Source organism: Sphingomonas abietis (assembly GCF_027625475.1).
Classification (GTDB): Bacteria; Pseudomonadota; Alphaproteobacteria; order Sphingomonadales; family Sphingomonadaceae; genus Solisphingomonas; species Solisphingomonas abietis.
Map to the genome: position 1 here is coordinate 2,557,219 of NZ_CP115174.1, position 12,366 is coordinate 2,569,584.

A 12,366-nucleotide genomic window follows, 5' to 3' on the forward strand; every position below is an offset into this window, starting at 1 on the left:
TACATGCCCCACCGATACGCGCCCTCAACTGATACGTGGTAAGTCGCGCAGCGAGCCGCTACAGCGCCCGCATCTCATCACAGGAGTCCCCATGCGTCCCTCCGGCCGTGCGCCCGATCAAATGCGCGCCATCACCATCGCGCCCAACGCCACCCGCCATGCGGAAGGCAGCTGCATGGTCAGCTTCGGCGACACCAAGGTGCTGGTCACCGCCTCGATCGAGGAGCGCGTGCCGCCCTTCCTGCGCGGCAAGGGCCAGGGCTGGGTGACCGCCGAATATGGGATGCTCCCCCGCGCCACCCACACCCGCAGCAACCGCGAAGCGGCCAAGGGCAAGCAATCGGGCCGCACCCAGGAAATCCAGCGGCTGATCGGCCGTTCGCTGCGCTCGGTCTGCGACATGACGCTGCTCGGCGAGCGCCAGATCACGCTCGATTGCGACGTGATCCAGGCCGATGGCGGCACCCGCACCGCCTCGATCTCCGGCGCCTGGGTGGCGCTGCGCCTCGCGGTCGACACGCTGCTCGCCGAGGGCAAGCTGGAGAAAGACCCGATCACCGCGCAGGTCGCGGCCGTGTCGTGCGGTATCTACGAAGGGACGCCGGTGCTCGACCTCGATTATATCGAGGATTCGAACGCCCATGCCGACGGCAATTTCGTGCTGCTCTCCAACGGCAACATCGCCGAGGCGCAGGCGACCGCCGAAGGCGCGACCTATGACGAGGAGGCGCTGCTCCGCCTGCTCCGCCTTGCCCGCATCGGCTGCACCGAAATCTTCGCGGCGCAGCTGAAGGCCACCGGACGGTGAAGCGCCGGCTGGAGCCGGGGCGGCTGGTGATCGCCAGCCACAACAAGGGCAAGATCCCCGAGATCGCCGCCCTGCTCGGCCCCTATGGCATGGACATCGTCTCGGCCGGCGCACTTGACGTGCCCGAGCCCGAGGAGACCGGCACCAGCTTCGCCGCCAATGCGGAACTGAAGGCCCGCTTCTCCGCCGATCTCACCGGCCTCCCCGCGCTCGCCGACGATAGCGGCCTGTGCGTGGAGGCGCTCGGCGGCGATCCCGGCATCTTCTCGGCGCGCTGGGCGGGGCCGGGCAAGGATTTCGGCATGGCGATGGAGCTGGTCGAGAAGAATCTCGCCGCCAAGGGACCGGATGCGGGCCGCGACGCGCACTTCGTCTGCGCGCTGTCGCTGTGCTGGCCCGACGGGCATATCGTCACGGTTGAGGGTCGCGTCGATGGTCATCTCGTCTGGCCGCCGCGCGGGAACAAGGGCTTCGGCTACGACGCTCTGTTCCAGCCCTGGCACCATGACGTCACCTTCGGCGAAATGGACCCGGACCGGAAGCACGCCATGAGCCACCGTGCGGATGCGTTCCGCAAGCTGGTCGCGGCGGTGTTCTGACGCCGATGCCGGACACCGATGGGCGCGAGCCGCTGGCACTCTACGTCCACTGGCCGTTCTGCGTCTCCAAATGCCCTTATTGCGACTTCAACAGCCATGTCCGCGCCGAGATTGACGAGGCGGCGTGGCGGGACGCGCTGCTCGCCGATCTGGCCCATGAGGCGGCGCTGACGCCCGGCCGGCCGCTGGGATCGATCTTCTTCGGCGGCGGCACGCCCTCGCTGATGGCACCGGCGACGGTCGCCGCCGTGCTCGACGCCGCCGAACGCCATTGGGGTTTCACGCCCGGCATCGAGATCACGCTGGAGGCCAACCCGTCGTCGGTGGAAGCCGCCAACTTCCGGGCGCTGGCGTCCGCTGGCGTGAACCGGGTGTCGCTCGGCTTGCAGGCGCTGGACGACGAGACCCTGCATTTCCTCGGCCGCGCGCACAGCGTCACCGAGAGCCTGGCCGCGCTCGACACCGCGCAGGCCGCGTTCGGCCGGGTCAGCGTCGATCTGATCTATGCGCGGCCCAACCAGTCCGAAGCGCAATGGCTGGCCGAGCTGGATCGCGCGCTCGGCTTCGGCACCGAGCATCTCTCGCTCTACCAGCTCACCATCGAGCCGGGCACACGCTTCGCGGCGATGGCGGCCAAGGGCGAGCTGCCGACGCTCGATACCGACGAAGCCGCCCACCTGTTCGAACTGACCCGCGCCGTCACCGCGCAGGCCGGCATCCCGGCCTATGAGATTTCCAACCACGCACGGCCGGGTGCCGAGAGCCGCCACAATCTCACCTATTGGCGCTATCGCGACTATCTCGGCGTCGGCCCCGGCGCGCATGGCCGGCGCGGTGGTCTCGCCACGCTCCGCCGCAAGAAGCCGGAGAACTGGCTCGCCGCCGTCGCCCGCAACGGCCATGGCCTCGAAAGCGAGGAGCTGCTGGCGCCGACGATGCGCGCCGAGGAAGCCCTGCTGATGGGGCTGCGGCTCGGCGAAGGGATCGACCTCGCTCGCATCGCCGAGCGAACCGGCCTGGGCATCGATGCGATCATCGATACCCGCGCGATCGATCGCCTCGCCGGCTACGGCCTGATCGCGCGGACGGGCGACCGGCTCACCGTACAGGAGCCCGGCATGCTGCTGCTCGACGGCATCCTCGCGGAGATCGTCCGCTAGCCGCTCGCCGCGCTACTGGTCGCCGAAGCCCTGCGGTGCCGGCGAGATCACGGTCATCCCGTTCGCGCCGATCTGCTTCACCTCGAGCACGCGCTCGGCAATCCCGTCGCGATCGAAGCGGAAGGCGCCGTCGACGCCCGAGAACCCGCCCTTGTCGGTCAGCCGGTCGGCCGGGAATTCGCTGCCCGGCTTCCAATTGGCCGAGATGCGCACCGCGAGCAGCACCGAATCATAGCCCAGGCTGGACAGGCGGAACGGCCCCTTGCCGAAGCGCGCCCGATATTTCACCGCGAACTGGTTGTAGAGCCCGTCCGAAACCGCGGCGAACCACGCGCCGTTCATCGTCTTGCTGGCGGCCAGCTGCGGCTCGGTGTTCCAAAGCTCGGTGCCGAGCAAGCGTGCCGAGGAGCCGGACTTGCGGATCAGCGGCGCCGCGACCAGCGCGATGCGGCCCGAATCGGCGATCAGGATCGCATCATAGCCCTTGGGATCGCCGAATTTCCGGATCGCCGCCGCAAGCGAGGCGGGCGAGCGATCATAGCCCTGCATCGAGACGACGGTGGCATTCGCCTCTTCGGCGGCGCGCAGCATCGCGTTCGACGCCCGCCGGCCATAGACACCGTTCGGGACCAGCGCGCCGAGCCGGGTCAGCCCCCGCTGCTTGGCGAAATCGACCACGCGGTCGACCGATTCGGTCGGCGTGAAGCCGAGCAGATAGACGCCATTGCCGGCAATGCTGACATCGTTGGAGAAGGACAGCACCGGCACATGCTGGGCGGCGGCGATCGGCGCGACCGCGCGCACATCGTCCGCCAGCAACGGCCCGAGGATGAGCTTATTGCCCTCGGCCAACGCCTTCTGGGCCGCGACGCCCGCACCGGCGGCGGTGTCGTACATGGTGAGGCGCACGCCGGCGCCGCCCGAATCGATCAGCGCCATGTTGGCGGCATTGGCGATCGACTGGCCGATGCCCGCCTCCGGCCCGCTGAGCGGCACCAGCACCGCGACGCGATCGCGCAGATCCTCCGGCAGGCGACTGGGCTGGGCAGCCGGCCCCCTGGCGGGCGCCGGCGCGGCGGCGGGACGCGCCGTCTTCGGCACCACGCCGGCACAGCCGGCGAGCAGCATGGCGACCGTCAGGGCGCCGGCCCGCATCGCCCACGACCGCTTCGCCGGTTGCGATACGCATAACCACTCTGCCATGACATCCCCTATGATCGATCCACTTGCCCCAGGCCTCTACATCGTCGCGACCCCCATCGGCAATCTCGGCGACCTGACGCCCCGCGCTGCCGACGTCTTGAGCCGGGCCGATCTGATCGCCGCCGAGGATACCCGCGTCACCGCCAAGCTGCTCCGCCACATCGGTGCCGAGCGGCCGATGACCCCCTATCACGATCATAATGCCGACCGGATCAGGCCCGGACTGGTCGCCCGGCTGGGCAGCGAGGCGATCGCGCTGGTGTCGGATGCCGGCACGCCGATGATCTCGGACCCTGGCTTCAAGCTGGTCCGCGATGCGCGGGCGGCGGGCCATGCTATCGTCACCCTGCCCGGCCCCTGCGCGGCGGTGGCGGCGCTGACGCTGGCCGGGCTGCCGACCGATCGCTTCCTGTTCGTCGGCTTCCTGCCGAGCAAGGAAAAGGCCAAGGGCGACGCCATCGCCGAGGTGGCGGCGATCCGCGCCAGCCTGGTGATGTACGAGAGCGGGCCGCGGCTCGGCGCGACGCTGGCGGCACTGGCGAAGGGGCTGGGCGACCGCGACGCGGCGGTGGCGCGCGAGATCAGCAAGGCATTCGAGGAATGCGTGACCGGCACGCTCTCCGAACTGGCGGAACGCTATGCCGAGCAGGGGCCGAAGGGCGAGATCGTCATCGTCGTCGGCCCGCCGGGCGAGGCCGCCAGGCCGGAAGTGGAGGATCTCGACGCGCTGCTCCGCGAGGCGCTGGCGCGGCTGCCCGTCGCCAAGGCGGCCAAGGAGGTCGCGGCGACAACCGGGCTCGACCGCCACGATCTCTACGCCCGCGCGCTGGAACTGAAGGCATGACGCGACAGGCGGCGGAAGCGAGCGGCCGGATGGCCGAGACGATCGCCGCCCACTATCTCCGCCTCAAGGGCTGGACGATCCTCGACCGGCGGGTCCGCACGCCGGCGGGCGAAGTCGACATCGTGATGCGCAAGCCCGGCATCGTCGCCTTCGTCGAGGTCAAGAGCCGCAAGACTCAGGCGGCGCTGGACCTGGCGCTCGATCGGCAGCGGCTGGTGCGGGTCGCGGCGGCGGCGGAGCTGCTCATCCCGCGCTATGCCCAACCCGGCGACGATATCCGCATCGATGCGGTGCTGATCGCGCCCGGAAAGTTGCCGAAGCACCTCGAGCATGTCTGGCAGGGGTGACGCGGGCGCCTTCGCACCCTATTTGCGGCCGACACATTCTCGGGAGCGTAATGACATGGGTTTGATGATGGGCTTGATGACATGGGCTTGACCGTCGCCGTCCAGATGGACCCCATGGAGACCGTCAATATCGCCGGTGACTCGACCTTCGCGCTGATGCTGTCGGCGCAGGCGCGGGGCCACACCCTCTATCATTACACCGCCGGCGACCTCACCTATCGCGACGGCCGCGTCTATGCGCCGGCCCGCCCGGTGACGGTGCAGCGCGTCGCCGGCGATCATTTCAGCTTCGGCGCGCCCAAGCTGCTCGATCTGGGCGCCGAGACCGACGCGATCCTGATGCGGCAGGATCCGCCCTTCGACCTCGCCTATATCACCGCGACCCACCTGCTCGAACGCATCCAGCACGAGACGGTGGTGATCAACGATCCGGCCTCGGTCCGCAATGCTCCCGAAAAGCTGTTCGTGCTCGATTATGCGCAGTTCATGCCGCCGACGATGATCACCCGCAGCCTGGAGGAGGCGCGCGCCTTCCATGCCGCGCATGGCGAGGTGGTGGTGAAGCCGCTCTACGGCAATGCCGGCTCGGCCGTGTTCCATGTCGCGAAGAAGGACGCCAATCTCGCCGCGCTCACCGAATTGTTCGGCCAGGTCTGGCGCGAGCCGTTCATGGTGCAGGCTTTCCTGCCGGACGTGTCGAAGGGCGACAAGCGCATCGTCCTGGTCGACGGCAAGGCGGCCGGCGCGGTCAACCGCTTGCCCAAGGCCGGCGAGATCCGCTCCAACCTCGCGGTCGGCGGATCGGGCGCGCAGGCGGAACTCACCCCGCGCGAGATCGAGATCTGCGACGCGCTAGGCCCAGAGCTCGCCAAGCGGGGGCTGATCTTCGTCGGGATCGACGTGATCGCCGGCTACCTCACCGAGATCAACGTCACCTCGCCCACCGGGATCGTCGCCATCGACAAGTTCAACGGCACCGATACCCCGGCTCTCATATGGGAGGCGATCGAGGCCCGCGCTGCGGCGCGGGCCTGATTTCCTCGTCTTTCGTCGCCCTTCAGGCGTCGGCGCCGATGCCGCGCGTGGGAAAGTCGAGCGCCACCATCTTCTGCGCGATCGCCCGCGAGTCGATGGGATAGGCGCCTGACTGGATCAGAGATCGGATCGCCTGCACCTTCTTGCCGTCCACCGGCGGAGTTGCATCCGCCAGTGCCGAGAAGAGGTCGGAGATCGCACTCGGTAAGTCCGGCTTCGGCTGCGCGGTCGAAACCGCCGCCGGAGCCGGTGTGGTCTGGACCGACGACGGCCGCAGCCGCGAAACGTCGGTTGCTCCCCCTGCCTTGTCGATTCCGTCCATACCCGGTTTCCTGCCTAAGAGGTGTTCTCTGTCACCGGTAACGACGGCCGCACGCAAACTTTAAGAGAGCGTGAAAAGATTTTTCCTGAACATTTCAGGCGCGTGGGTGCGCCGCCCGGTAAACGTCCATCAGGTGCGCCGCATCGACCGCCGTGTAGATCTGGGTCGACGACAGGCTGGCATGGCCGAGCAGTTCCTGCAGCTGGCGCAGGTCTGCGCCGCGCCCCAGCAGATGGGTGGCGAAGCTGTGCCGCAGGGCATGGGGCGTGGTCTTCTCGGGCAACCCCAGGCGGACGCGGGCGGCGCGGACGGCACGGCGCACGATGGCCGAATCCAGCGGGCCGCCCTTCGCTCCACGGAACAGCGCCTGGCCCTTGCCCAGCGGCCAGGGACATAATTCGGAATAGCGGACGATCGCATCGCGCACGACGGGGAGCAGCGGCACCACCCGCTGCTTGCGGCCCTTGCCGGTGACGGTGATCGTCTCGCCGAGCGGCAGCGCCCCGGCATCGAGCGCCATCGCCTCGCCGACGCGCAGCCCCGCCCCGTAGAGCAGCAGCAGCACCGCGAGATCACGCGCGGCGAGCCAGGGGACGTCATGGGCGTCGGCGGCGTCCTCGGCGAGCGAGCGGGCGTCGGCCGGCGCGATCGGGCGTGGCACGCCGCGCTTGACCCGCGGCGCCTGGATGCGCGGCAGCGGCGCGTCGTCACCGACGACGAAGCCGAGGAATGTGCGCACCGCCGACAATTCGCGGGCCGCCGAGGCGTTGGTCAGTCCTTCGCTGCGCCGCCGGGCGAGAAAGGCGCGCAGGTCGCCGGGCTGCACCGTGCCGAGCATCGCGCCATCCACCGCTTCGCCGCGATGCTCGCCGAGAAAGGCGATCAGCCGATGCGCGGTGGCGGTGTAGGCCCGCACGGTATGGGCGGAGCGGAGGCGATCGCGGCGGAGATGATCGGCGAAGGCGGCGGCGGTCATCCGCGCCGGATGATCGTCAAGGCCTATCGGGGTCAGGGGAGCAGCCACCGCCCCACCATACGCGCGAGCGTCGCGCCGAGGAAGGCGAGGAGTTCGGAGCCGTGGCGGGTCTCGAAGCGCTGCTCGGCGCGCTGGCCGAGCGCGATCAGGCCGCAGGGCAGGGGCGACGGATTGTCGAGCCGCACCAGCGCTTCGGCGCGGATCAGCGAAGCCGCCGGGCCGAACAGCGGATGGCCGCGCTCGACGCCACGCAGTACCACCCCGTCGACGCCGCGCACCGTCCGCGCGATCACCCGGCGATCGACGAACTGGAGGCCGTCGGCATCGGCGCGCAGCCCGGTCTCGCCGACATGGAGCGCCAGCGCCACCGCATCGACGCCGAGCAGATCGGGCCAGACCTGGGTGACGACATGGATCAGGTGATCGAGCCCGTCGGCCTCGATCGCGGCGAGCACGGCGGCATGGATCTGGGCGACCGCGCCGGAATGACCCCGCGCGAAGGCGATGAGATCCTGGTTCGCCTCCTCGACCTCGGCGACGCGCGCGCGCAGCGTCGCCACCGCCCGGTCTTCGAAGTTGATCACGCTGCCCATGCGCGGGAGCTTAGCGCGACATGGTTAAAAGGAAATGGCCGGATGCGCCGAAAGTCTACCAGCCCTTTTTCTGGTCATTCTCGCGCCATTTCTTGATGTCGCAGCCGGTCGAACCGCTGGCGCCGACCGGGCTGCACGAGCCGCGCGTGAGATCCTGAGAGGCGCCGTCCCCGTCGATCAGCCGGTGCCGCTCGCGCGAGACGCTGTCCATCGTGCCGAGCGGATCGAAGCCATGATCTTCGCGCGGGATACGGAAACGCCGGTCCATCGCCTGCTTGTCCTTGCCGCACACCACGATGTCCCCGGCCCTGGGGTCGGCGGGGCAGGGATTGATCGCCTGCGCGATCGCGCTGTCGATATCGGGTGTGGCGAGCGCGAGGAGGAGGGCCAGCACCGGATCAGCCTTCCGCGAACAGCCGGCTCTCGCCGCCATGGGTGGGAAGCATGATCCGCCCGGTCTCCCGGAAGCCGAGCTTGACCAGCAGCCCCGCCGAGGCGGCGTTGGCGGGCGCGGTGATCGCCAGCAAGGGACCGATGCCGAGCGTCGCGCGGCCCCATGCCATCAGCGCGGTCGCCGCCTCATAGGCATAGCCCTTGCCGACATGCGCCTCCAGAAACGCGAAGCCGAGATCGGGCTTGTCGAGCCCGTCGCGCCGGACGAAACCTATCGTTCCAACACCTTCGTCACCGTCCTTCAGCGCCACCCGGAACATTCCGAAACCGTTCGCTGCGTAGGAGGCCAGCACGCGCTCGCGGATATAGGTCTCCGCGTCCTCGATTGTGCGGACGCCACGATCGCCTATGTTGGAGATGAACCCCGGATCATTGACCGAAGCCAGCATGAAGCCGGCGTCGTCCAGCCCGATCCGCCTGATTGTGAGCCGTTCCGTTTCGAGCATGAACTTCCCCGTATTAGCTGCATGGCACACTAGCATATGAGCCGCGCCCGAGTCCTCCTGCTCAACAGCGCGCTGGGGCCGCTCGATTACCGCGTGCCGCACGGCATGACGGTCGAGCCCGGATCGATCGTGCTCGCCCCGCTCGGGCCGCGCCAGATCGCCGGCGTGGTGTGGGAGGCCGAGCATATGCCGTCCGATGCCGAGGTCGGCGACAACCGGCTGCGCAACCTCGCCGCCGCCTACGATCTCCCGCCGATCGCGGCACCGCTGCGCCGGCTGATCGAGTGGACCGCCGGCTATTATCTGGCCCCGCCTGCCGCCGTGCTGCGCATGGCGCTGTCGTCGGCGAGCGCGCTCGATGGCGGGCGCACGGTGATCGAATATCGCGCGACCGGCCTGGCCCCGGATCGCCTGACACCGCAGCGGACCCAGGCGCTGGAGCGGATCGGCGAGCGGCAGGGGCTGATCCGCGAACTGGCCGCCATCGCCGATGTCACGGACGCGGTGATGCGGGGGCTGGTCAAGGCCGGCGCGATCGAGGCCGTCGAGGTGGCGGTCGATGCGCCTTATGCCGAACCCGATCCCGGCTTCGCGCCGCCTGCTCTGTCCGCCGATCAGCGCGCCGTGTCCGACACCATCGTCGCGGCGGTGCAGGCGAAGAGCTTCGATCCGATGCTGCTCGACGGCGTCACCGGATCGGGCAAGACCGAGGTCTATTTCGAGGGCATCGCCGCCGCGCTGCGGGAGGGGCGCCAGTCGCTCGTCCTGCTGCCCGAGATCGCGCTGACCGAGCCGTTCCTCAAGCGCTTCGAGGCGCGTTTCGGCCATCTCCCCGTGGCCTGGCATTCGGACCTGCGCCAGTCCCAGCGGCGGCGCGCGTGGCGGGCGATCGCCAGCGGCGAAGCCAAGGTGGTGTGCGGGGCGCGCTCCGCTCTATTCCTGCCCTATCGCGATCTCGGCCTGATCGTGGTCGACGAGGCGCACGAGACCAGCTTCAAGCAGGAGGAGGGCGTGATGTACCACGCCCGCGATGTGGCGGTGATGCGCGGCCGTTTCGAGCGCATACCGGTCGTCCTCGCCTCGGCCACGCCGGCGATCGAGACCCGCCAGATGGTCGAGATCGGCAAATATCGCGAATTGAAGCTGCCCGGCCGCTACGGTGTCGCCCAGATGCCGAAGATCGACATCATCGATCTGACCCAGGATCCGCCCCCCAAGCAGCGCTGGATCGCCCCCACTCTGGTCTCCGCGCTGCACGAGACGATCGAGCGCGGCGAGCAGGCGCTGCTGTTCCTCAACCGGCGCGGTTACGCCCCGCTGACCCTGTGCCGGACCTGCGGCCACCGCTTCCGCTGCCCGAACTGCACCGCCTGGATGGTCGAGCACCGGCTGACCGCGCGGCTCGCCTGCCATCATTGCGGCCATGTCATGCCGCCGCCCGCCGCCTGCCCCGAATGCCATGAGGAGGACAGCCTCGTCGCCTGCGGCCCCGGCGTCGAGCGGATCGCCGACGAGGTGGCGGCGATCCTGCCCGATGCCCGCACCGCGATCGTCACCTCGGACACGATGTGGTCGCCGGCCAAGGCGGCCGAGTTCGTCAACCGGATGGAAGCCGGCGATATCGACGTGGTGATCGGCACCCAGCTGATCACCAAGGGCTATCATTTCCCCAACCTGACTTTGGTCGGCGTCGTGGATGCCGATCTCGGCCTGCAGGGCGGCGACCTGCGCGCCGCCGAGCGCAGCTTCCAGCAGATCGCGCAGGTCGCCGGGCGCGCCGGACGCGGCGCCAAGCCGGGCCGCGTCTATCTCCAGACCCGCGAGCCCGGTGCGCCCGTCATCCAGGCGCTGGTGACCGGCGATGCGGAGAGCTTCTACGCGGCCGAAACCGAGAGCCGGCGCGAGGCCGGCGCGCCGCCCTTCGGCCGTTATGCCGCGATCATCGTCTCCTCCGAGAAGCTGGACGAGGCGGTCGATACGGCGCGGCTGATCGGGCACCACGCGCCCGAGGTGGAGGGGATGATGGTGTTCGGCCCCGCCCCCGCCCCGCTCGCCATGCTGCGCGGCCGCCACCGCCAGCGGCTGCTCGTCCATGCCCGCCGCGCGCTCGACGTGCAGGACGTGATCCGGGGCTGGCTCGGCGCGCTCGAATGGCCGAGAGGGGTGCGCGTCGCGGTGGACGTGGACCCATACAGCTTCCTGTAAGCGTTGGGCCGCCATCGCCCAGCACGATATGATGTGCGACATTGAGGAGAATTTACCGTGCGCCTTGCCCGAATTGCCACCGTCACGACCTTGATCGGGCTGACCCTCGCCTCCGGCGCCGTCGCCGCGATCGAGAAGCAGCCGGCCAAGCCGGCCGCCGCCAAGGCCGCCGCGACGCCCGCGAGCAGCGGCGACGTCACCCGCGCCCAGATGCAGGCGCAGATCAAGAAGACCTTTGACCTCGCCGATACCAATCACGACGGCTTCATGAGCCGCGCCGAGTTCGCCAAGCGGATGGGCGCGGTGATCAATCGCGACGCGCCGCCGACCAAGGCCGATGCGCAGCGGATGCTGGACGCCGCCAACCGCGCCTTCAACGATGTCGATACCAATCACGACGGCAAGCTCAGCCTTGCCGAAGCCAGCAAGCGCCCGCTCGCCGCCTTCGACATGATGGATACCAACCATGACGGCGTGCTGACCGTCGCCGAGAAGGCGGCCGCCCACAAGGAGGCGCCGGCCCTGCCCAGCACCCCCGCCGGCCCGAGCCAGGGCGAGATGCAGGGCCCCGGCCGCTGATGCGTCCCACGGCCGGGGCCGCGGTTATCCGGCGGCCCCGGCCGTCGGCTGCTGACGGCAGCGGTGCGACGCCGAAGCCAAATCGGCGTTGGCTTCGAAACCCGGTCGAAAGGCCAAGCCCGCCAGCCTTGCATCCTCATGCCTCCCCTGCTAACCGGCCGGCAACCCATGCGGGGACGCCTTGTGGGCGCCCCCTTTTTTTGTATGGGCCGAAGTTGATTTTACGGGGTGGGTTCGCGCGTGGATATTTCCAGCGGCATTCAGGCTAGCCTTAGCGGTCGTTATGCGATGGCGTTGTTCGAACTGGCGCGAGATGAGCGCGAGATCGAAACGGTTTCGGCGGATCTCGATTCCGTCATGGCGGCATTGGCAGACAACGCCGAGTTTCGGACGCTGACCGAAAGCCCGTTGATCGGGCGCGGTTCGGCGACGGCCGCGGTGCTGGCGGTCGCAAAGGCGATGGCGCTCGGCGATACGGTTTCGAACCTGCTCGGGCTGCTCGGCCATAATGGCCGGCTCGGCCAGCTGGCTGCGATCATTCGCAGCTTCAAGGCGCTCGCCGCCGCCCATCGCGGCGAGACGACCGCCCACATCACCTCCGCCCATCCGCTCGATGCCGAGCAGACCGCGGCACTCAAGGACAAGCTGCGCGAGCGCTTCGGCCGGGATGTCGCGATCGAGGCGAAGGTCGATCCCACTATTCTCGGCGGCCTGATCGTGAAGATGGGCTCGCAGCAGATCGATGGCTCGATCCGCACCCAATTGAACACTCTCGCGCACGCGATGAAAGGCTGAA

Annotated in this window: 15 protein-coding genes; 9 read left to right on the plus strand and 6 right to left on the minus strand. The window is 69.1% G+C overall.

Annotation, left to right across the window (positions count from 1 at the left end; translation table 11 throughout):
• Window positions 1-91 precede the first annotated feature (91 nt).
• The 3 genes from rph to hemW are packed head-to-tail and all read left to right on the plus strand — an operon-like array spanning window position 92 to window position 2,567.
• Window positions 92-808 carry a ribonuclease PH gene (gene rph, locus PBT88_RS12120; RefSeq protein WP_270075602.1) on the plus strand — a complete coding sequence of 239 codons (717 nt, stop codon included), beginning with the start codon at window positions 92-94 and terminating at the stop codon, window positions 806-808.
• Window positions 805-1,407: an RdgB/HAM1 family non-canonical purine NTP pyrophosphatase gene (gene rdgB / locus PBT88_RS12125; protein WP_270075603.1), complete on the plus strand. Its 603-nt coding sequence runs from the start codon at window positions 805-807 to the stop codon at window positions 1,405-1,407. The genes rph and rdgB overlap by 4 nt, the downstream gene beginning before the upstream one ends.
• Before the next feature lie 5 nt (window positions 1,408-1,412).
• Window positions 1,413-2,567 (plus strand): radical SAM family heme chaperone HemW, encoded by a 1,155-nt coding sequence (gene hemW, locus PBT88_RS12130; protein ID WP_270075604.1) that lies wholly within the window; start codon window positions 1,413-1,415, stop codon window positions 2,565-2,567.
• A 12-nt stretch (window positions 2,568-2,579) separates the two neighbouring features.
• On the opposite strand, the gene PBT88_RS12135 is transcribed toward hemW, so the two are convergent.
• The gene (locus PBT88_RS12135; RefSeq protein WP_270075605.1) at window positions 2,580-3,722 is read right to left on the minus strand and encodes a penicillin-binding protein activator; all 1,143 of its coding nucleotides are present in this window, start codon (window positions 3,720-3,722) and stop codon (window positions 2,580-2,582) included.
• Window positions 3,723-3,780: 58 nt separating this feature from the next.
• Here PBT88_RS12135 and rsmI point away from each other — a divergent pair, with 58 nt between their 5' ends.
• The 3 genes from rsmI (at window position 3,781) to gshB (ending at window position 5,996) form a co-directional block, all read left to right on the plus strand.
• Window positions 3,781-4,614, plus strand: a complete 834-nt coding sequence (gene rsmI, locus PBT88_RS12140) for a 16S rRNA (cytidine(1402)-2'-O)-methyltransferase (protein ID WP_270075606.1) — start codon at window positions 3,781-3,783, stop codon at window positions 4,612-4,614.
• A complete protein-coding gene (locus PBT88_RS12145) occupies window positions 4,611-4,961 on the plus strand; it encodes a YraN family protein (RefSeq protein ID WP_270075607.1) in 351 nt (116 codons plus the stop codon). The genes rsmI and PBT88_RS12145 overlap by 4 nt, the downstream gene beginning before the upstream one ends.
• A gap of 81 nt (window positions 4,962-5,042) precedes the next feature.
• Window positions 5,043-5,996, plus strand: coding sequence for a glutathione synthase (gene gshB, locus PBT88_RS12150; RefSeq protein ID WP_270075608.1), 954 nt, complete (start codon window positions 5,043-5,045; stop codon window positions 5,994-5,996).
• 22 nt (window positions 5,997-6,018) lie between these two features.
• Here the strand turns inward: gshB and flgM are convergent, their stop codons facing one another.
• From flgM to PBT88_RS12175, 5 genes are all read right to left on the minus strand, one after another.
• Window positions 6,019-6,318 (minus strand): flagellar biosynthesis anti-sigma factor FlgM, encoded by a 300-nt coding sequence (flgM, locus tag PBT88_RS12155; protein WP_270075609.1) that lies wholly within the window; start codon window positions 6,316-6,318, stop codon window positions 6,019-6,021.
• A gap of 94 nt (window positions 6,319-6,412) precedes the next feature.
• Window positions 6,413-7,294 (minus strand): tyrosine recombinase XerC, encoded by an 882-nt coding sequence (locus tag PBT88_RS12160; protein ID WP_270079247.1) that lies wholly within the window; start codon window positions 7,292-7,294, stop codon window positions 6,413-6,415.
• A gap of 32 nt (window positions 7,295-7,326) precedes the next feature.
• Window positions 7,327-7,887 (minus strand): DUF484 family protein, encoded by a 561-nt coding sequence (locus PBT88_RS12165; protein WP_270075610.1) that lies wholly within the window; start codon window positions 7,885-7,887, stop codon window positions 7,327-7,329.
• A gap of 55 nt (window positions 7,888-7,942) precedes the next feature.
• Window positions 7,943-8,281, minus strand: a complete 339-nt coding sequence (locus PBT88_RS12170) for a hypothetical protein (RefSeq protein ID WP_270075611.1) — start codon at window positions 8,279-8,281, stop codon at window positions 7,943-7,945.
• 4 nt (window positions 8,282-8,285) lie between these two features.
• On the minus strand, window positions 8,286-8,786 hold the full coding sequence (locus tag PBT88_RS12175; protein ID WP_270075612.1) for a GNAT family N-acetyltransferase: 501 nt from the start codon (window positions 8,784-8,786) through the stop codon (window positions 8,286-8,288).
• A gap of 36 nt (window positions 8,787-8,822) precedes the next feature.
• Between PBT88_RS12175 and PBT88_RS12180 the strand changes: the two genes are divergently transcribed.
• From PBT88_RS12180 to PBT88_RS12190, 3 genes are all read left to right on the plus strand, one after another.
• The gene (locus PBT88_RS12180) at window positions 8,823-10,991 is read left to right on the plus strand and encodes a primosomal protein N' (protein WP_270075613.1); all 2,169 of its coding nucleotides are present in this window, start codon (window positions 8,823-8,825) and stop codon (window positions 10,989-10,991) included.
• Between the two features lie 57 nt (window positions 10,992-11,048).
• A complete protein-coding gene (locus tag PBT88_RS12185) occupies window positions 11,049-11,570 on the plus strand; it encodes an EF-hand domain-containing protein (protein WP_270075614.1) in 522 nt (173 codons plus the stop codon).
• 240 nt (window positions 11,571-11,810) lie between these two features.
• Window positions 11,811-12,365 (plus strand): F0F1 ATP synthase subunit delta, encoded by a 555-nt coding sequence (locus PBT88_RS12190; protein WP_270075615.1) that lies wholly within the window; start codon window positions 11,811-11,813, stop codon window positions 12,363-12,365.
• Window position 12,366 lies beyond the last annotated feature (1 nt).

Coding starts and splice junctions, on each gene's coding strand:
- rph (WP_270075602.1), top strand. CDS start 92: ATGCGTCCCTCCGGCCGTGCGCCCGATCAAATGCGCGCCATCACCATC.
- hemW (WP_270075604.1), top strand. CDS start 1,413: ATGCCGGACACCGATGGGCGCGAGCCGCTGGCACTCTACGTCCACTGG.
- PBT88_RS12135 (WP_270075605.1), bottom strand. CDS start 3,722: ATGCGGGCCGGCGCCCTGACGGTCGCCATGCTGCTCGCCGGCTGTGCC.
- rsmI (WP_270075606.1), top strand. CDS start 3,781: ATGATCGATCCACTTGCCCCAGGCCTCTACATCGTCGCGACCCCCATC.
- PBT88_RS12145 (WP_270075607.1), top strand. CDS start 4,611: ATGACGCGACAGGCGGCGGAAGCGAGCGGCCGGATGGCCGAGACGATC.
- gshB (WP_270075608.1), top strand. CDS start 5,043: ATGGGCTTGACCGTCGCCGTCCAGATGGACCCCATGGAGACCGTCAAT.
- flgM (WP_270075609.1), bottom strand. CDS start 6,318: ATGGACGGAATCGACAAGGCAGGGGGAGCAACCGACGTTTCGCGGCTG.
- PBT88_RS12160 (WP_270079247.1), bottom strand. CDS start 7,294: ATGACCGCCGCCGCCTTCGCCGATCATCTCCGCCGCGATCGCCTCCGC.
- PBT88_RS12165 (WP_270075610.1), bottom strand. CDS start 7,887: ATGGGCAGCGTGATCAACTTCGAAGACCGGGCGGTGGCGACGCTGCGC.
- PBT88_RS12175 (WP_270075612.1), bottom strand. CDS start 8,786: ATGCTCGAAACGGAACGGCTCACAATCAGGCGGATCGGGCTGGACGAC.
- PBT88_RS12180 (WP_270075613.1), top strand. CDS start 8,823: ATGAGCCGCGCCCGAGTCCTCCTGCTCAACAGCGCGCTGGGGCCGCTC.